The sequence below is a fragment of the Viridibacillus sp. NPDC096237 genome, assembly GCF_050278625.1.
In the GTDB taxonomy this organism is placed as follows: domain Bacteria; phylum Bacillota; class Bacilli; order Bacillales_A; family Planococcaceae; genus Viridibacillus.
The window spans coordinates 43,040-62,777 of record NZ_JBNNTI010000005.1; the positions used below are offsets into that span (position 1 = coordinate 43,040).

Sequence of the window (19,738 nt, forward strand, 5' to 3'; positions counted from 1 at the left end):
GAGTTTACATGCTAACATTTAACATTCGTGGTGAAAATATTGAGGTGACTCCAGCAATTCGAGAGTACGTTGAAAGCAAAATTCAAAAAATGGAGCGCTATTTCAACGAAGATTTCGAAGCAACTGCTAACGTTAACTTGAAGGTTTACAATGATAAGGCAACCAAAGTTGAAGTAACGATTCCTATGAAAAACCTAACATTACGTGCTGAAGAGCGCAATGCAGATCTATATTCTGCAATTGATTTAATTATTGGCAAACTTGAGCGACAAATTCGTAAACACAAAACAAAAGTGAATCGAAAATTCCGTGACCGTGAAGGTGTAGGCTATTACTTTGCTACAGTTCAATCATCGACAGCAACAGCTGTTGCTGAGGAAGAGGACGAATTAGCGATTGTGCGTACTAAACAGTTCTCATTAAAACCGATGGATCATGAGGAAGCTGTACTTCAAATGAACCTACTTGGTCACGATTTCTTCATCTTTACAGATGCAGAGACAGATGGTACGAACATCGTCTACAAACGTAGCGACGGTAAATATGGCTTAATTGAAACTAACTAACAAATTAATCTTTACACCCCTCGTTTAAAATGAGGGGTGTTTTTTTATAAAAAAAGATTTACATAAAAAAATGCACAAAATACCTTTTTATTCCAAATGAATATTTATATTGCAATATTTATTCCATGTAATAAAATAGGTATATATTAGTTCCAATGTATTATAAGATGAGGTGTGTTAGTGGTTAAAAAGTTTTGGCTGAATGAAATAAGCTTTACTTGGAAAGTTTTAGTACCTATGTTAATTGTCGTACTTTCTTTTTTTATACTTACTGCAGCTTACACATATTCGAATACAAAGAAAATACAATTACAGCTATTGGAAAAGGAACTTTCACTTGAAATTCAAAGTATTGAGAAACAATTTTCAAATGAGTTATTCCAGAAAAGATTGATTACAGAGCGAGTTGGTGAAAAAAAAGAAGTAGGAGCATACTTACAGAAAGTAAATGCACGTGATACTGCGAAATTTTATGACCTAAATAAGTCTGTACAAAAATTATTAGATGATGCCAAAAGCAACAATAGTCATATTGATCGCATGTGGATTTCTGATGTTGATGGAGAAATTGCTGTAGGGAATTCAGGACTGTTGGCTGAGGATTTGATTGGTATAAAAAAGCGGTATTGGTTTACACTAGCTAAAAAAAATGAAGGCGTTTTTTATACAAAGCCCTATCAAAATGAACGTACGAAAACGCGTACTATTAGCGTAATTTATCCAATTATTAAAAATGATAAGAGACTAGGCTATATAGGTATTGATATGGCGCTAAGAAATCTTTTGCCTACTGCAAAATCAAGTGGAATCACAGGCGAGAATATCGTTCTTTTTTCATCAGATGGTCAAATATTATTCGATGAAAATCGAATGTGGCCATTATTTAAAAACGAGCATATTCCTTTGAACGTAAGCTCTACTGTTCCAATTAATAGGGGCAAATATTATGTCGAATTACGCAAAGTAAGTAATAGTGATTGGGAAATGGGTGCTTACGTCCAAGAAGAGAAGGTTTTAGCACCTTTAAAGGATTTCCAAAAGAGAATTATTTTTTTCTGGTTTATTGCAATTGTTTTTTTACTTGTTGTGATTAAGGCTGTGATGTCCTACGCAATGAGAGATTTCAACTCCGTTGTAGACCAATTAAAGTATATTGAAAAGGGAGATTTTACAAAGAAAATCAATGTTCATAGTAGAGATGAAATAGGAAGAATAGCAGATGCAGCGGAATATATGGGTCAACAATTACATAAGCAGATGGAAATTTTGAATTTTCAAGCAAGCTTTGATATGCTAACAAAACTACCAAATCGTAGCTCCATTGAGCGTCGGATAGATGTCGGAATTCGTCATTGTCGCTTGCGAAATGAAGGAATGACTGTCGCTTTTATTGATGTAGATAATTTCAAAGAAGTAAACGATACTCATGGTCATGCTTTTGGTGATGAGTTATTAATTCAAGTTGGGCAACGAGTGCAAACGATGTTAAGTAAAAATAAATATTTAGGTCGCTTCGGTGGGGACGAATTTATACTATTACTTAAATCAAATTGTGAGGTAGCAACTCGACGTAAACTAAACGACATACTACAACTATTTAATGAACCATTCGATTTGAACGGTCATGATATATACGCCACTGCTTCTATAGGTGTTGCAAGATATCCGAGTGATAGCATAACAAGATCAGGTTTATTGGCGAAGGCAGATACGGCTCTTTTTGAAGCTAAAAAGCAGGGGCGAAACCGAATTGAATTTTTTCAAGGTGAGATGCAAGAGAGCTTTGAAAAGAAGATGCGTTTGGAGGCTGGGTTACGAACAGCACTTGAGAATAATGAGTTCGAGTTATTTTATCAACCGCAATTTAATTTCTCTTTAGGTTATATGGAAAGTGCAGAAGCCTTAATTCGTTGGAATCATCCAGAATGGGGAATGGTGTCACCTGATGAATTTATCCCTTTAGCGGAGAGTTCTGGTCATATACGTTCGATTGGTGCTTGGGTCATTGACGAAGGAATTAAGATGGCGAAGATGCTAAAGCAGCATTATCCGAGACTACATCACATTGGTTTAAATGTTAGTTCGGTGCAACTAAGAGAACGGAATTTTGTAGAGCAAGTAAAAACGGCGCTTGCAAAATATAATATTGAGCCTTCTTTAATTGAGTTAGAAATTACAGAATCTGTTGTCATCGATCGATTAGAGGAAACAATTGAAAAACTTTCAGCGTTAAAAGAACTAGGGATTGCTCTTGCTCTAGATGATTTTGGAACAGGTTATTCTTCACTCAATTATTTACGTCGCTTACCAATTGATCAAGTAAAGCTAGATCGCTCATTTATTCAAGAAATGGACGAGGACCCTAAAAAGGCAACAATGGTGCATTATATTATTGAAATGGCACATAGTTTAGGACTAAGAGTGGTGGCAGAAGGCGTTGAAACAGAGAAGCAAATGCAGATGTTAAATACGCTACAAGTGGACAAGGTGCAAGGGTATTTTTATAGTAGACCTATAACACAAGAAGGACTTTTCACATTTGTAGATGAAAAATATGGAGAAATTCAATTGTAAAATAACTACGGTTCATTTGCACTAAGCATCAAATCAGTGTTAAAATGAACTTTGAGACTATATGGGATGTGAAGATAAATGCTTGGCATATTAAATAAAGTTTTCGATTTTAATAAACGTGAAATTAAACACTTAACAAAAGTTGCAGATGCAGTTGAGGCGTTTGCTGGACAAATAGAGAAATTATCTGATGAAGAATTGAAAGCAAAAACAGAAGAATTTAAAGAACGCTATGCGAATGGTGAAGATTTAGATTCGCTTCGTCCTGAGGCATTTGCCGTTGTTCGTGAAGGAGCTCGCCGTGTTTTAGGTATGTTCCCATTCCGCGTACAGCTTATGGGGGGAGGTACTCTTCATGAAGGTAATATCGCAGAGATGAAAACTGGTGAAGGTAAAACGTTAACTTCTACTTTACCTGTTTACTTAAATGCGATTACTGGTAAAGGTGTACACGTGATTACGGTCAACGAATACCTTGCAAGTCGTGATGCTTCACAAATGGGTGAACTTTATGAATTCCTTGGTTTAACTGTAGGGTTGAACTTAAATAGTTTAACTAAAGATGAAAAGCGTGAAGCATATAATTGTGATATTACTTACAGTACTAATAATGAATTAGGGTTCGATTACTTACGTGACAACATGGTTCTTTATAAAGAAGAACGTGTGCAACGTCCACTTTTCTATGCTGTAATTGATGAAATTGACTCCATCTTAATTGATGAAGCACGGACACCGTTGATTATTTCTGGACAAGCTGCGAAATCAGCTCAACTGTACAAACAATCAAATGCATTCGTACGTACATTAAAAATAGAAGAAGACTATACGTATGAAGAACAGACAAAAGGTGTTACGTTAACAGAGCAAGGTATTGAAAAAGCTGAAGGTGCATTCAATATCGACAACCTTTTTGATCTAACACATGTCGGTTTAAACCATGCAATTAACCAATCGTTAAAAGCACATGCTTCAATGCATCTTGATGTAGACTATGTTGTTCAAGAAGGTGAAATTGTTATCGTTGACTCTTTCACAGGTCGTTTAATGGATGGTCGTCGTTATAGCGATGGTCTTCACCAAGCAATCGAGGCGAAAGAAGGTCTTGAGATTCAAAATGAATCCATGACAATGGCAACGATTACGTTCCAAAACTACTTCCGTATGTATGAAAAGTTGTCTGGTATGACAGGTACTGCGAAAACAGAAGAAGAGGAATTCCGTAACATTTACAATATGCAAGTTGTAACAATTCCTACAAATAAACCGATTGCTCGTGATGATCGTCCGGATTTAATTTACGCTTCAATGAAGGGTAAATTTGAAGCTGTTGCAGATGACATTGCAGAACGTCATAAAAACAAGCAACCAGTTCTAGTAGGAACAGTTGCAATTGAAACATCAGAATTAATCTCGCATTTACTTACAAAACGTGGCATTCCACATGAAGTATTAAATGCAAAAAACCATGAACGCGAAGCTGAAATTATTGCAGATGCCGGTTCAAAAGGTTCTGTTACAATTGCGACGAACATGGCTGGTCGTGGTACAGATATTAAATTAGCTGATGGAGTATTAGATATCGGCGGTTTAGCTGTAATTGGTACTGAACGTCATGAATCACGTCGTATTGATAATCAGTTACGTGGTCGTGCTGGTCGTCAAGGTGACCCTGGTGTGACTCAGTTCTATCTTTCTCTTGAAGATGAATTAATGCGTCGTTTCGGTTCTGATAACATGAAGAATATGATGACTAAACTAGGCATGGATGATTCTCAACCAATTCAATCTGGTATGGTATCTCGTGCTGTGGAATCTGCGCAAAAACGTGTTGAAGGTAATAACTTCGACTCTCGTAAGCGTTTATTACAATATGATGATGTTATGCGTCAACAACGTGAAATTATCTATAAAGAACGTTACGAAGTTCTTGAAACTGATAATATGCGCAATTTAGTTGAAACGATGATTGATGAAGTATTAGTAAACACAGTTAGCGCTTATACTTCAGCAGATTCGACAAATGATTGGAACTTAAAAGCAATAGAAGACTTCGTTGCAGCGAATTTATTACCTGAAGGGGTTATTACCGTTGAAGATTTACAAGGTAAATCAGTTGATGGTATTTTAGATGAAATTCGCGAAGAAATTAAAGCTCATTATGATGAGAAAGAGGCAGAACTTTCACCAGAGCGTATGCGTGAGTTTGAAAAAGTTATTTTACTTCGTGCAATTGACTCTAAATGGATCGATCATATCGATGCTATGGATCAATTACGTCAAGGTATCCATTTACGTGCATACGGTCAAACTGATCCACTTCGCGAATACCAACAAGAAGGTTTCGAAATGTTCGATGCTATGGTTGAAGCTATCCGTATAGATGTTTCAAAATATGCGATGAAAGCTGAAATCCGTAGTAATCTAGAACGTGAAGAGGTGGCGAAAGGCCAAGCTGTTAACCCTAAAGAAGACGGCGAAACAGTGAAGAAAAAACCAGTCCGCAGCAAGGATGCTAACATTGGTCGTAATGATTTATGTCCTTGTGGTAGCGGTAAAAAATATAAAAACTGTCACGGTGCAGTATAATAATGCCTAATTGTATGATTAAATGAATAGGTGGCAACTAACAAAACATGGGGGGATTTTATCCTCTCATGTTTTATGCCGTCCTAAGGGGAATCATGTAGGCGCAGATTATTGTGAAATAATCAAACCAAATTTGGAGGAATACAATCAATGTTTGAATTAGCAGACGTGCGTAACGAGTTAGACAATTCAGCTAAGAAATTAGCGGACTTCAGGGGGTCTCTTTGACTTAGAAAACAAAGAGGCACGAATACAAGAATTTGATGAATTAATGCTTGAACCAGAATTTTGGAACAATCAACAACAAGCACAAAATATTATTAATGAGTCAAAAGGCTTGAAAGAAATTGTGAATGAATATAAAGAATTAGAAGATACGCAAGAAAACTTAGAAATGACACTAGAACTATTACGTGAAGAACCTGATGAAGAATTACAAGAAGATTTAGGCGTTGAGTTAAAAGAGTTCGTAGCAAAATTAAAAGAATTTGAACTACAATTGTTATTAAGTGAACCTTATGATAAAAACAATGCAATCTTGGAACTTCACCCAGGAGCTGGTGGTACCGAGTCTCAAGATTGGGGTTCGATGTTATTACGTATGTATACTCGTTGGGCTGAAAAACGCGGCTTTAAAGTAGAAACAATGGATTATTTACCTGGTGATGAAGCTGGCATCAAGTCAGTTACATTAGCAATCAAAGGGCATAATGCATATGGCTATTTAAAAGCTGAAAAAGGCGTTCACCGTCTTGTACGTATTTCGCCATTCGATTCATCGGGTCGTCGCCATACTTCATTCGTATCATGTGATGTGATGCCTGAATTCAACGACGAAATTGAAATTGAAGTTCGTACCGAGGACTTGAAAATTGATACGTACCGTGCAACCGGTGCTGGTGGTCAGCATATTAACACAACTGACTCCGCTGTTCGTATTACACATTTACCAACAAATACAGTTGTTCAATGTCAGGCTGAACGTTCACAAATTAAGAACCGTGAAAAAGCAATGGGTATGTTAAAAGCTAAATTGTATCAATTGAAAATTGATGAACAACAAGCAGAATTGGATGAAATTCGTGGAGAACAAAAAGAAATTGGCTGGGGTAGTCAAATTCGTTCATACGTATTCCACCCATACTCAATGGTAAAAGACCACCGCACAAGTGCTGAAACAGGAAATGTGCAAAATGTTATGGACGGTGACATTGATCAATTTATCAATGCTTACTTACGTTCTAAACTTTAACTTCTTTCAGCAGAAGTCTCCCACCTCTATAGGTGGTGAGATGAATGCGGATTTAAGCTGCTTTTCAGCGGGTGTCCAAACACCCGCTGAAAGAAGTTAAAGCCTCCGGCGGATGTCACGGAATCGGAAAGGAGTTCTTTGTGCAAGCACAAAGCCGATTCCGGACACAATTATGCCGAGGCATAATTGATTTTAACTATGAAAAGCCATTCGACGGTGTAATTCGTTGAATGGCTTTTTTGCAAGTAAAAAGGGTATGCTTCTTACTTGCAATTTCTTATAAACGTAGTAAAATATAAAATAAGAACAAATGTTCTTATTTTGGAGGTGGAAGCATGTCGCGTATCCCAAATGAAGCTCTTGTAGTGCTTGAAACAGTTATTTACTTACCAATGGTACTTTCCATTTTAGAAAGAGACTGTAAAGCATTTGAACAAGGAACATTCAAATTGAAGCGGCCATATATCGATTTAGTGCATAAAGCGATGAAACAGGTGCAAAGTGAATTAAATGCAGCTCATCAATATTTGCAAAAAAACCGGCTTAAAATTATGCGAGGAAATCGTGATGAGTTATTTTCTGAATATATCTTTGTTTACAATAATACTGAAGAACATCGCAGGTATTCTAATATTCGATTACGTAACCGAGTAGAAGAACTGTTAACAATATATTTAACACAAGTCCAATTTAAAAAAGAGAAGGACGTTTAATCTCAAAACGTTGCTGTAAAAAGTATGCCATCGCTAGTTGAGTTCTCATTGTGATAACTGAAACGTCTACTTCTATATCTTGTCCGTTTTTAAACGAAACAAGACTTCTTGAAGGACCAGCGTCTTCAAAAAACTCAATTGCATGCATAGCAAACCAAACATTATAGTGCGAATTTGGCGATAAAGTGGGCATGAAAATACAAGGTGTACCATAATCATATGCAACAACAATGGGTAGTTTATGGCGTGCGCCAAGATATTCTTTTGACTTGTTAGTAGCAAGCTTAAAAGAAGTACCATAGTCAGAACAAGATTTATGGATTACTCGAGATGGTCTTGCATCTACAAGAAATTCCCTCTCCTTTTCAATTACTCTCGTGTAAATGCTATTACCCTCAAAAACTGGCATAAGTGCAAACGTACTAAAAGACAAAGTAAAATTAGATAATTTTGTAATTTTTTCTTCCAATCTATATTCCCCCTTTCGAAAATAATCGAAATTAGTATAATTTCACTATCATTTTAACTATAATTGGTATAAAGTGCAACGAATAAATGGAATATAACAATGAAAAACCCTAAATATTACCTAATATATAAAATAAGATTGCTTATTTATCTGAAATTTCTTATAATAGAAAAAAGGCATTCGAGGTGAGATCGTTGGATAAATATTATTCCTATACCGATTTTTTAAAAGCTCTTGGACGAACTGATAGCACGAATAATGCTGAGAAATTGTTGGATACGATCTATTTAGATTTGTTTTTAAGCCATGTACATCGTGCACAAACTGAAGAGTATCTATTAGCTTGTATTGACTTGGCTTTAGATGAAAGAAATGAAGTCGCCTTTTATCAATACGTACAAGAATTAGAGAAATTACAGACAACTATCGGATAAGCATTGTTAGACAATTATTGATTGATATAAGACATGCTAGTATAAGTTTTCAGCTTATACATAGAGAATTTATAACATAGCAAAATCGTTCCTTTATGGGGACGATTTTTTTATTGGATGAACTGTCGCGAAAGGGTGGGTAAGTAAAAAAAGTGTAAGTAACGTTAGAAGGGCTGATTTAATCTTGTTTTATTCTGAAGTTATCGTGGATAAAAAAAGAGGAAAATGCTAAATAACAAGTATCCTCAAAATATAATTATCGCCAAATCAATGAAACTATTTCGAAAAACGTATGTTCGCTTATTGCTCGATATTTCCAATTTGCTATGGTAAAATAAATGTAATTAGTAACAAGGAGGACGTGGCTATGGTTCAGGCATTTGATTTACATTCACCATACAAGCCAAATGGCGATCAGCCAGCAGCAATCGCAGAGCTTGTCGAAGGTGTCAGTAAAGGTAAACAACACCAAACCTTACTAGGAGCAACTGGTACGGGTAAAACATTTACAATTTCTAATGTTATTAAAGAAGTCAAAAAACCTACCCTTGTGATTGCGCATAATAAGACACTTGCGGGTCAATTATATAGTGAATTTAAAGAGTTTTTTCCAAATAATGCAGTAGAATATTTCGTTAGCTATTATGACTATTATCAGCCAGAAGCTTATGTACCTCAAACGGATACATATATCGAGAAGGACTCTAGTATTAATGATGAAATTGATAAGCTTCGACATTCTGCAACTTCGTCATTATTTGAAAGAGAAGATGTCATCGTCATCGCGTCTGTTTCTTGTATTTATGGTCTTGGTTCACCAGAAGAATATCGAGAAATGGTATTGTCTATCCGAACAGGAATGGACATAGAACGGAATCAATTGTTACGTAAACTAGTAGATATTCAATATGAACGCAATGATATTAATTTTACACGCGGAACATTTCGTGTACGTGGTGATGTTGTCGAAATTTTCCCGGTATCTCGAGATGAGAGATGCTTGCGTGTAGAATTTTTTGGTGATGAAGTAGAACGTATCCGTGAAGTCGATGCTTTAACAGGAGAAATTCTCGGCGAACGAGAGCATGTCGCCATCTTCCCAGCATCCCACTTCGTTACACGGGAAGAAAAGATGATAAAAGCTATCGAGAATATAAAAGTTGAATTGAAGGAACAGCTTGAGAAACTTCGTGAAGAAGATAAATTACTTGAGGCACAACGCTTAGAGCAAAGAACAAATTATGATTTAGAGATGATGAGTGAAATGGGCTTCTGTTCAGGTGTCGAAAACTATTCGCGTCATTTAACGCTAAGACCAGCAGGCGCAACACCTTACACATTATTAGATTACTTTCCAGAGGATTTTTTGTTAGTTGTGGACGAAAGTCATGTTACGCTACCTCAAGTTCGTGGAATGTATAATGGTGACCAAGCGCGCAAAGGCGTTTTAGTTGATCATGGATTCCGTTTACCATCAGCACTTGATAATAGACCGTTAAAATTTGAAGAATTTGAGAAACATGTTCATAACGCGATTTTCGTTTCTGCTACACCAGGACCTTATGAATTGGAACATACACCTGACATGGTAGAGCAAATTATTCGTCCGACTGGTCTACTTGATCCAGAAATTGAAGTACGTCCAATTGAAGGGCAGATTGATGATCTAATCCATGAAATTAATTTAAGGACTGAAAAAAATGAACGTGTATTAATCACAACTTTAACGAAAAAAATGTCTGAAGATTTAACGGATTATTTAAAAGAAATTGGGATCAAGGTACAGTATCTACACTCAGAAGTAAAAACGTTAGAGCGAATCGAAATAATTCGTGAATTACGTATGGGAACATACGACGTATTAATCGGCATTAACTTACTACGTGAAGGTATCGATATTCCAGAGGTATCTTTAGTAGCCATACTGGATGCAGACAAGGAAGGCTTCTTACGTTCAGAGCGTTCGCTTATCCAAACAATTGGACGAGCAGCACGTAATTCGAATGGTCACGTTCTAATGTATGCAGATCGTATGACGGATTCGATGACAAAAGCGATCGACGAAACGAATCGACGTCGTACAATCCAAGCAGCCTATAATGAGGAGCGCGGGATTACACCAAGAACTATTCAAAAGGAAATTCGCGATGTAATTAGAGCAACTCAGGCAGCAGAAGAACCAGAAACATACGTAACGAAAGTAATGAAGGGTAAAAAACTTACAAAGCAAGAAAGAGAAACGCTCTTATTATCTTTAGAAAAAGAAATGAAAGATGCCGCAAAAGCGCTCGACTTCGAACGTGCTGCAGAGCTTCGTGATACAATCCTGGAACTGAAAGCGGAAGGATGAAGGAATTGAAAAACCAAGAAATTATCGTTCAAGGTGCACGTGCAAATAATTTGAAAAATGTGGATGTGAAAATTCCGCGTGATAAGCTCGTTGTAATAACTGGCTTATCAGGTTCTGGAAAATCATCTCTCGCGTTCGATACGATTTATGCAGAAGGCCAAAGACGTTATGTGGAGTCTTTATCCGCATATGCTCGTCAATTTTTAGGTCAAATGGATAAGCCGGATGTTGATGCAATAGAAGGGCTATCGCCAGCTATTTCTATTGACCAAAAAACAACAAGCCGAAATCCACGCTCAACAGTTGGAACCGTCACAGAAATATATGACTACCTGCGCTTATTATATGCGCGTGTCGGCAAACCGATTTGCCCAAATCATGGTATAGAAATTACGTCGCAAACTGTGGAGCAAATGGTTGATCGTCTTGTGCAATTTCCTGAACGTACGAAAATGCAATTGTTGGCTCCAATGGTTGCAGGGCGTAAAGGGACACATGTGAAACTTCTTGAAGACTTGAAAAAGCAAGGGTATGTTCGAGTTCGTGTCGATGGAGAGTTGCGTGATTTAGATGATAATATTGAATTAGACAAAAATAAAAAACATAGTATTGAAGTGGTTATTGACCGTGTTGTATTAAAAGAAGGCGTAGAAGCTCGTTTGAGTGATTCCCTGGAGACGGCACTTAGATTGGCAGAAGGTCGTGTAATGGTTGATGTAATGGAGCATGAGGAACTACTATTCAGTGAGCATCACGCTTGCCCAATTTGTGGCTTTTCAATTGGAGAATTGGAACCGAGAATGTTCTCATTCAATAGTCCATTTGGTGCTTGTCAAAAATGTGATGGTTTAGGAACAAAATTAGAAGTCGATCCAACACTCGTTATTCCTGATTGGAGTCTCACATTAAATGACAATGCACTCGCACCTTGGGAACCAACGAGTTCACAATATTATCCTCAACTATTAAAAGCAGTTTGTGACCATTACGACATCGATATGGATATGCCGGTTGAAGAAATACCGAAAGATAAAATGGATAAGATTTTAAACGGCTCAGGCACGGATAAAATCCACTTCCATTATGAGAATGACTTCGGTAATGTTCGTGACCAAGATATTATTTTTGAAGGTGTCCTACGTAATATTGAAAGACGCTTTCGTGAAACGTCTTCTGATTATATACGCGAACAAATGGAAAAGTATATGGCACAGCAACACTGTCCGTCTTGTAAAGGATACCGCTTAAAAGCTGAGACATTGGCGGTAAAAGTTGATAGCAAACATATTGGAGAAGTGACGGAATACGCCATTAAGGACGCATACGTTTTCTTTTCGACTTTATCGCTCTCTGAGAAGGATATGCAAATTGCTCGCTTGATTTTAAGGGAAATTCTAGAACGTCTAGGGTTTCTTGTAAACGTTGGTCTCGATTATTTAACATTAAACCGTGCTGCGGGTACATTATCAGGTGGGGAAGCACAACGTATTCGCTTAGCAACTCAAATTGGCTCGCGCTTAACAGGGGTTCTGTATATTCTTGATGAGCCATCAATTGGCTTGCATCAAAGGGACAATGACCGTTTAATTGATACACTAAAAAATATGCGTGATATCGGTAACACTTTAATTGTAGTTGAGCATGATGAGGACACGATGCTAGCGGCAGATTATTTAATCGATGTTGGTCCGGGAGCTGGTGTACACGGTGGAGAAATCGTTGCTGCTGGAACACCTGCTCAAGTTATGAAAGATAAACATTCTTTAACTGGACAATATTTAAGTGGCAAAAAATTCATTCCGCTCCCAACAGAACGTCGTAAGCCAGACGGACGTTTTATTACTATAAAAGGTGCTAAAGAGAATAATTTAAAGAATGTCAAAGCTGAGATTCCGCTTGGCTTATTTATTGCTGTAACTGGAGTTTCAGGATCAGGAAAAAGTACGTTAATTAATGAAATTCTATATAAATCGCTAGCTCAAAAACTGAACCGTTCTAAGGTGAAGCCAGGTGAAGTGAAAGAAATTACAGGTATCGAACAACTTGAAAAGGTAATTGATATCGACCAATCTCCAATCGGTCGTACACCACGTTCAAACCCTGCGACATATACAAGTGTTTTCGATGATATTCGTGATGTTTTTGCTACAACGAATGAGGCGAAAGTTCGGGGATATAAAAAGGGACGCTTTAGCTTTAATGTCAAAGGTGGACGTTGTGAAGCTTGTCGTGGTGACGGGATTATTAAAATTGAAATGCATTTCTTACCTGATGTTTATGTACCATGTGAAGTGTGTCATGGTAAACGTTATAATCGCGAAACATTAGAAGTAAAATATAAAGATAAGAGTATTGCTGATGTTTTGAAAATGACCGTGGAAGACGCGGTCGAATTTTTCACGAACATCCCTAAAATTGCCCGTAAGTTACAAACGATAGTTGACGTTGGCTTAGGCTATATGGAACTTGGTCAGCCTGCTACAACCTTATCAGGTGGAGAAGCGCAGCGGATAAAATTAGCGTCTGAGTTGCATAAACGCTCAAATGGTAAGTCAATTTATATATTAGACGAACCAACAACTGGTTTACATGCAGAAGATATCGCCCGATTATTAAAAGTATTACAACGTTTAGTTGAAAGTGGTGATACGGTCTTAGTAATTGAACATAATCTGGATGTCATTAAAACAGCTGATTATTTAATTGATTTAGGTCCAGAAGGTGGAGATAAAGGTGGTATGATTATTGCGACTGGAACGCCTGAAGAGGTAATGAAAGTAAAAGAATCATACACAGGTCATTATTTAAAGCCGATTATCGAACGCGATCGAGCAAGGATGGATAAAGTATTGACAACTGCTACAAATAAGTAGAGACAAATTCTTTAGGTATGTGAAACTTTTTCCATAAACTTTCGTAAATAATAGTAATACGTAAAAGGAGGCCGAAAAATGCAAAGTGAGCGTAAACGCATTTTAACATTGCTTGAAAATGGCACCATTACAGCACAAGAGGCAATATTACTACTTGAAGCATTAGAAAAGAAAACAGCTACCCATACATCAGCTGGAGAGAATTTTTCAGGTTCCAGCCAAAATGAGGTGAATCATCAAGAAGAGCAAGTGCAATCTGAAAGAGAACAAAAACAAACAAATTACGAGGACTTTTTCGAGAAAAAAGAAGAACCAAACCAACAGTCAACTAAACAAAAATCAACTTCAGAACAAGAATTCTTTGATGAGATTAAACAAGATTTCTCACAATTTAGTACAAAATTTATGGACTTCATGAATACGGCTTTTACAAAAGTGAAAGATATTGATTTTGACTTTACATTTGGCGAAAAGAGCGCATTTGAACATCGGTTTGTTTTAGACAATACAGAATTTACACATATCAGTGTAGATATTCCGAATGGTCAACTTCAAATTAGACCTTCTACTGATGCAACCGTTCATGCAGAATGTCGTGTACGACCTACAATCGTTCGTTCAGGGGAAGATATAAAGAAGGAATTTCTCGATAAATTTATCTTCACGAATGATCAAGGGAAACTGCGTATTATTAGTGATTTGAAATCGATGCGTGTTGATATCGTACTTTACGTACCGAAAAGACAATACGAAGCAATTTCAGCAAACTTATTTATTGGTAGTTTTGTATTAACTGATTTGGATGTTAGTAAACTTAAAGTGAAAACAAAAAATGGTCTAATTGATTGTGAAAGATCTGCATTTAAGAGTGCTGATTTAGAAACTGCTAACGGTGCTATTAAAGTTAAGAATGTAGCTGGAGAAGACCTTGAAGCCGAGACGTTAAATGGTCAAGTGTATATTGATGGTGCTATTCGAGACATTGAAGCAAAATCCGTAAGTGGTCATGTTGTAGTGACTACTCGTGCAATCGATGCGACAAGAGTGAAGGCGCAAACTGTTGCAGGTGCTGTTGAACTTTATATTCCAAGTACACTGTCACTAGAAGGTGAAGTATCTTCTAATCTTGGTAAAATGGATGTTCGATTGGAGGATGTCCAATATCGCAATGAGCAGGAGCAATTTTTACAAAAATCGGTACGCTTCTCTAAAAAGTTACCGGATACTTCAACATTAACTATTGATGGTGAAACTAAAACAGGATCTGTCGTTGTTCGATATAATCCTTAATATGAAAAATTTTAGCGAAGGAGATTTGATCTCCTTCGTTTTTTTAATACAAATTTATGATTAATTCGCTATCACAGCAAATTTTTTTTGTAATAAGCTAAAATTGAAATTTCAATTTAATTGAAATGAAATTGTAATAGTAGACAGGCTATTCAATGATATAATAGCTTTATAATAGAGTTGGGCTTATAGAAAATAGGTGGTAAAAAAATGATCGAAATGAAGAATGTTTACAAGAAATATCCGAATGGAATTGTGGCGGCAAATGGATTAAGTATTAAGTTTAATCAAGGCGAATTTGCGTATATTGTAGGACCAAGTGGCGCTGGAAAGTCGACATTTATCAAAATGATGTATCGAGAAGAACGAGCTACATCAGGAGATGTTATCGTAAACGGTATGAATTTGACTACACTAAAAAACAAAGAAATACCTTATCTCCGTCGACAAATTGGCGTGGTGTTCCAAGATTTTAAATTGTTACCGATGTTGAATGTCTATGAAAATGTTGCATTTGCACTGGAAGTAATTGAAGAACAACCTGCTACAATACGTAAACGTGTTATGGAAGTGCTAGAGTTAGTAGGGTTAAAACATAAAGCTCGAATGTTTCCGAATGAACTATCTGGTGGGGAGCAACAACGCGTATCAATTGCGCGCTCGATTGTTAATGTGCCGAAAGTTGTCATTGCTGATGAGCCAACTGGGAACTTGGATCCTGAGACATCTTGGGATATTATGAATCTTTTTGAGGAAATAAATGCACGTGGAACAACAATTATTATGGCAACACATAATAAAGAAATTGTTAATACAATAAGACGTCGTGTTATCGCTATTGAGGGCGGATTGATTGTTCGTGATGAAAATGGAGGTAGTTACGGCTATGAAATTTAGAACTATAGGTCGCCATTTCCGTGAAAGTTTAAAATCAATAGGTCGTAACAGTTGGATGACAGTTGCTTCTGTCTCAGCAGTAACGGTTACGCTATTAATAGTTGGCGTATTTATCATGATAATGATGAACCTGAATAAAATTGCGACAGATTTAGAAAATGATGTCGAAATTAAAGTGCTTATTGATTTAGAAGCTGATAAAAAAGCTGAAGAAACTTTGCAGAAACAGATTAAAGAATTGTCAGGTGTAGACTCTTACAAATATTCAACAAAAGAAGATGAACTTAAACATCTTGTAAAAGACTTTGGTGAAGATTTAAGTCTATTTAAACAAAGTAACCCTTTACGCAATGTTATCTATGTAAAGGCTAGTGATCCGCAGAAAACGGCTACAGTAGCTGAAGGGATAGACAAGCTCGATAATACATATGAGGTATTATACGGAAAAGGCAAGATTGAAAAGCTATTCAAATTCTTAAACATTAGTAGAAATGTAGGAATTGGTTTAATCGTAGCATTGTTATTTACGGCAATGTTCCTGATCTCAAATACAATTAAAATTACAATTGTAGCGAGAAGAAAAGAAATAGAGATTATGAAATTAGTAGGGGCAACAAACTGGTTTGTACGTATTCCGTTTATTCTGGAAGGTATGTGGTTAGGTCTATTAGGTTCTATCATTCCTATTACGGTTGTGACCATTGCTTATGTGAAATTACATAGTGTATTGCAACCAAAATTACAAGGTGAAATGTTCCAGCTGTTAGATGTAACACCATTTATTATCGAAGTAGATTTATTAATTTTAATAATGGGTATATTTATCGGTGTTTGGGGAAGTTTCATGTCCGTACGTAAATTCTTAAAAGTATAAGTAAACGAGATATGTTAATAGAGAATGAGGAGGGTTAATTGTTGAATAAGCAGTTGAAAAATATTTTATATGCTATTACAGCTACAGTAACTTTATCATTAGTTGTCCAACCAATAGCGAATGCTGAATCACTAAACGATTTAAAGTCTAAACAGCAAAAATTAGATCAAAAGAAATCGAAACTTAATTCCAACATAAATAAAAAATCAAGCAAGATTAAGTACAACAAATCTAAGCAAGAAAAAATTATGAAACAAATCCAAAAGCTTGATAAAAAGATCAACAAAACGGATGAGAAAATTAGTATTGTAAAATCAACAATTGCTCAAACAACTAGTGAAATAGAAGATTTGCAAGCATCTATCAAAGAATTAGAAATTAAAATTGCAGAACGTGATGCATTATTGCAAGAACGAGCACGCGCCATTCAAGAGGGTGGCGGTTCAGTTAATTATGTTGACGTACTATTTGGTGCAAGTAGTTTTGTAGATTTAATTGACCGTTTTTCTGCAGTAAACACTTTATTAGATGCGGATCGTAAAATTTTGCAAGAACAAGCAGATGATAAAAAGAAATTAGAAGAGCAACAGAAGAAACTTGAAGAAAAACGTGCAAAACAAATCGACAATCGTGATCGATTAGAAGACCTTAAGAAATCTTTAGACTCACAAAAATCAAGTAAAAATAAGTTAATCGATGATTTAGAGAGAGAGCAATCGAAGCTTAAATCTCAAAAGAAATCACTTGAGAAAAAATATTCTGAAGCACTTAAAGTAAGTAAAAAAGTCCATAAAGAAATTCAAAATGAGCAAGCGCGTTTAGCCGAAAGAGCTCGTAAAGAAGCTATAGCAAAAGCAAAGGCTCAAGCTCAAGCGAAGGCTGCATCAAATTCTAGTGCTGGAACATCAAACGTTGCAAATGATGAAGAATCATCAAATGTTCCATCAGTATCTAGCGGTACATGGACAAGACCGACAAGTGGTAATTTTACTTCTGGTTTCGGCTGGCGTAATATAGGGGCGGGTCCGGAATTCCATTATGGAGTGGACATTGCTAATGCACAAGGAACACCAATCGTAGCAGCAGCAGATGGTATTGTCTTCCGTGCAAGTCCTCTATCCACTTACGGTAATGTCATTATGATGACACACTCAATTGATGGGAATACATTTACAACAGTATATGCACACTTAAGTGGTTATAAAGCAACGGCTGGACAATCTGTATCAAAAGGTGAAGTAATCGGTTATATGGGACAAACGGGTCGTGCATTCGGAAGTCACTTACACTTCGAGATTCATACAACAGCTTGGCAAGGACAAAAAGTAGGGGCAGTTAACCCACTTCGTTATATTTCATTCTAATCATGTTAAATAAAGGTCGTCTGGAAATCGGTTAAATTACCGACTACAGGCGACCTTTCTTCTAGGTATAAAAAATAAGTAAAGAAATAAAGCACTGTAAATATAATTTAATACTCCACCAATCTGTAAAAACAAAAATCTTGTAGTCTGTAATGACACCTATCGATATACGGTATAGGGTATGTTGAGAAAGTAGGTTTGAACATTGCCAGTAACAGAATGGTATACTATACGCGGAGTGACATTACCGACATCATGGGTTTCAGCTCTTATCGCGTTTACTTTGACTGGATTTATTCTATGGTGGCGTTATAGCAGAAAAAAAGCTAGTGTATATGCAGATCATGCCATATTTTTCATCCTAATTTGGAAATTTAGTGTGATTGTCACAGATTTGTCGTTAGTAATAAAACAACCTTTAATTATACTATTCTTTAACGGAGGAACTTAAGGTTTCTTCATAGCGGTTGTTGCAACATGCATTTCTATATTCCGTCAATTGAAAAAGAATGCATTTGTAGCTTCTCAATTACGTACATTAACAATGACTATTATTTTAACGCAAGGCGTGTATAAAAATTGCAATGATCATACAAAGTGACGGTCTCGCATGGCGAAGGTGGCTAACAGCTATGATCTTCATCATGTGGCTTCTTATTGCCTTAAAGAATGGTCTTGATCAAGCAATTTGGCGTAAGCAACTCATCGTTTTGTTTAACTGCACGCATACAATTAGCGCATTAATACAGCCATGTGGTTTTTGGCAGAAGTCATTAATGGTAACTTTTATATTTAGTTTGTTTTTGTTACTTGTCCATTTCTTAAAAGATAACAATCGTGAACAGATGGAGGCTTCTACATGAAGAAAAAAATATTTGCATTGCTACTAATTGCAGCGATGATTGGATTTGCTGTCACAAATTTTGTGAAAACAAAAGTCACTGAGGAGCAGAAAGTGGATATGAGATCAACAATTGTCGAGGACAAATTAGGTGTTAAAAATGGCTTAGCAGTTGGAGAATTGGCACCAGACTTTGAATTAGAAACGTTGGATGGAAAAAAAGTAAAGCTATCTGATTTTCAAGGGAAAAAGGTTATTTTAAATTTCTGGGCGACTTGGTGTCCTCCTTGTAAAGCAGAAATCCCTCATATGCAAAAGTATTACGAGAACTTTGCAAAAGAAGATAACTTTGAAATCGTGGCGGTCAACTTAACAAGTTATAAAGAAAGTATAAAATATGTGGAAAAGTTTGTTAAAACGTATGAGATGACATTTCCTGTATTATTAGATACTGAGGGTGAACAAATGAATGCATATGATATTCACATCATTCCAACGACTTACTTCCTAGATACAAAAGGAATTATTCAGAAGAAGGTAATAGGACCTGTGGATCAAGATAGTATGCAGGAAAGTGTTAAATCGTTAAATTAATAAAGAAAAAACCACTTTTTGATAGTGTTAATCCCTTCTATCCGTTCATAAACTGAAT

At 36.4% G+C, this 19,738-nt stretch carries 16 protein-coding genes; 15 read left to right on the forward strand and 1 reads right to left on the reverse strand.

The genetic code is table 11. The features are described from left to right. Window positions 1-8 precede the first annotated feature (8 nt). The 5 genes from hpf (at window position 9) to ACQKMD_RS05425 (ending at window position 7,694) form a co-directional block, all read left to right on the forward strand. Window positions 9-566, forward strand: coding sequence for a ribosome hibernation-promoting factor, HPF/YfiA family (hpf, locus tag ACQKMD_RS05405; protein WP_427750151.1), 558 nt, complete (start codon window positions 9-11; stop codon window positions 564-566). Window positions 567-746: 180 nt separating this feature from the next. Continuing rightward, a complete protein-coding gene (locus tag ACQKMD_RS05410; RefSeq protein WP_427750153.1) occupies window positions 747-3,140 on the forward strand; it encodes an EAL domain-containing protein in 2,394 nt (797 codons plus the stop codon). 78 nt (window positions 3,141-3,218) lie between these two features. Continuing rightward, complete coding sequence (gene secA / locus ACQKMD_RS05415; protein ID WP_427750154.1) at window positions 3,219-5,729, forward strand: preprotein translocase subunit SecA; 2,511 nt, start codon at window positions 3,219-3,221, stop codon at window positions 5,727-5,729. A gap of 150 nt (window positions 5,730-5,879) precedes the next feature. After that, a protein-coding gene (prfB, locus tag ACQKMD_RS05420; protein WP_427750156.1) for a peptide chain release factor 2 occupies window positions 5,880-6,981 on the forward strand; the annotation gives its coding sequence in 2 pieces (ribosomal slippage) (window positions 5,880-5,954 and window positions 5,956-6,981; 1,101 coding nt in all). A gap of 335 nt (window positions 6,982-7,316) precedes the next feature. After that, window positions 7,317-7,694, forward strand: a complete 378-nt coding sequence (locus tag ACQKMD_RS05425) for a hypothetical protein (protein WP_427750158.1) — start codon at window positions 7,317-7,319, stop codon at window positions 7,692-7,694. Here ACQKMD_RS05425 and ACQKMD_RS05430 read toward each other — a convergent pair. Continuing rightward, the gene (locus ACQKMD_RS05430; RefSeq protein WP_427750160.1) at window positions 7,672-8,163 is read right to left on the reverse strand and encodes a competence protein ComK; all 492 of its coding nucleotides are present in this window, start codon (window positions 8,161-8,163) and stop codon (window positions 7,672-7,674) included. The genes ACQKMD_RS05425 and ACQKMD_RS05430 overlap by 23 nt on opposite strands. Before the next feature lie 185 nt (window positions 8,164-8,348). On the opposite strand from ACQKMD_RS05430, the gene ACQKMD_RS05435 reads away from it, so the two are divergent. The 10 genes from ACQKMD_RS05435 to ACQKMD_RS05480 all read left to right on the forward strand — a co-directional run bounded on the left by ACQKMD_RS05435 (window position 8,349) and on the right by ACQKMD_RS05480 (window position 19,680). Beyond that, complete coding sequence (locus ACQKMD_RS05435; protein WP_427750162.1) at window positions 8,349-8,597, forward strand: IDEAL domain-containing protein; 249 nt, start codon at window positions 8,349-8,351, stop codon at window positions 8,595-8,597. Window positions 8,598-8,964: 367 nt separating this feature from the next. Next, window positions 8,965-10,947 carry an excinuclease ABC subunit UvrB gene (gene uvrB / locus ACQKMD_RS05440; RefSeq protein ID WP_427750164.1) on the forward strand — a complete coding sequence of 661 codons (1,983 nt, stop codon included), beginning with the start codon at window positions 8,965-8,967 and terminating at the stop codon, window positions 10,945-10,947. Between the two features lie 5 nt (window positions 10,948-10,952). Further along, window positions 10,953-13,820, forward strand: coding sequence for an excinuclease ABC subunit UvrA (gene uvrA / locus ACQKMD_RS05445; RefSeq protein WP_427750166.1), 2,868 nt, complete (start codon window positions 10,953-10,955; stop codon window positions 13,818-13,820). Window positions 13,821-13,898: 78 nt separating this feature from the next. After that, window positions 13,899-15,110 carry a DUF4097 family beta strand repeat-containing protein gene (locus ACQKMD_RS05450; RefSeq protein WP_427750167.1) on the forward strand — a complete coding sequence of 404 codons (1,212 nt, stop codon included), beginning with the start codon at window positions 13,899-13,901 and terminating at the stop codon, window positions 15,108-15,110. Between the two features lie 210 nt (window positions 15,111-15,320). Next, window positions 15,321-16,007 carry a cell division ATP-binding protein FtsE gene (gene ftsE / locus ACQKMD_RS05455; RefSeq protein ID WP_427750169.1) on the forward strand — a complete coding sequence of 229 codons (687 nt, stop codon included), beginning with the start codon at window positions 15,321-15,323 and terminating at the stop codon, window positions 16,005-16,007. Then, complete coding sequence (ftsX, locus tag ACQKMD_RS05460) at window positions 15,997-16,881, forward strand: permease-like cell division protein FtsX (protein WP_427750171.1); 885 nt, start codon at window positions 15,997-15,999, stop codon at window positions 16,879-16,881. The genes ftsE and ftsX overlap by 11 nt, the downstream gene beginning before the upstream one ends. A 41-nt stretch (window positions 16,882-16,922) precedes the next feature. Continuing rightward, entirely contained in the window at window positions 16,923-18,245 is a 1,323-nt protein-coding gene (locus tag ACQKMD_RS05465) for a murein hydrolase activator EnvC family protein (RefSeq protein WP_427750173.1), read from the forward strand. A gap of 205 nt (window positions 18,246-18,450) precedes the next feature. Next, a complete protein-coding gene (locus ACQKMD_RS05470) occupies window positions 18,451-18,696 on the forward strand; it encodes a hypothetical protein (protein WP_427750174.1) in 246 nt (81 codons plus the stop codon). Window positions 18,697-18,877: 181 nt separating this feature from the next. Beyond that, the gene (locus ACQKMD_RS05475; protein ID WP_427750176.1) at window positions 18,878-19,108 is read left to right on the forward strand and encodes a hypothetical protein; all 231 of its coding nucleotides are present in this window, start codon (window positions 18,878-18,880) and stop codon (window positions 19,106-19,108) included. Then, the gene (locus ACQKMD_RS05480; RefSeq protein WP_427750178.1) at window positions 19,105-19,680 is read left to right on the forward strand and encodes a peroxiredoxin family protein; all 576 of its coding nucleotides are present in this window, start codon (window positions 19,105-19,107) and stop codon (window positions 19,678-19,680) included. The genes ACQKMD_RS05475 and ACQKMD_RS05480 overlap by 4 nt, the downstream gene beginning before the upstream one ends. The last annotated feature ends 58 nt before the right edge of the window (window positions 19,681-19,738 follow it).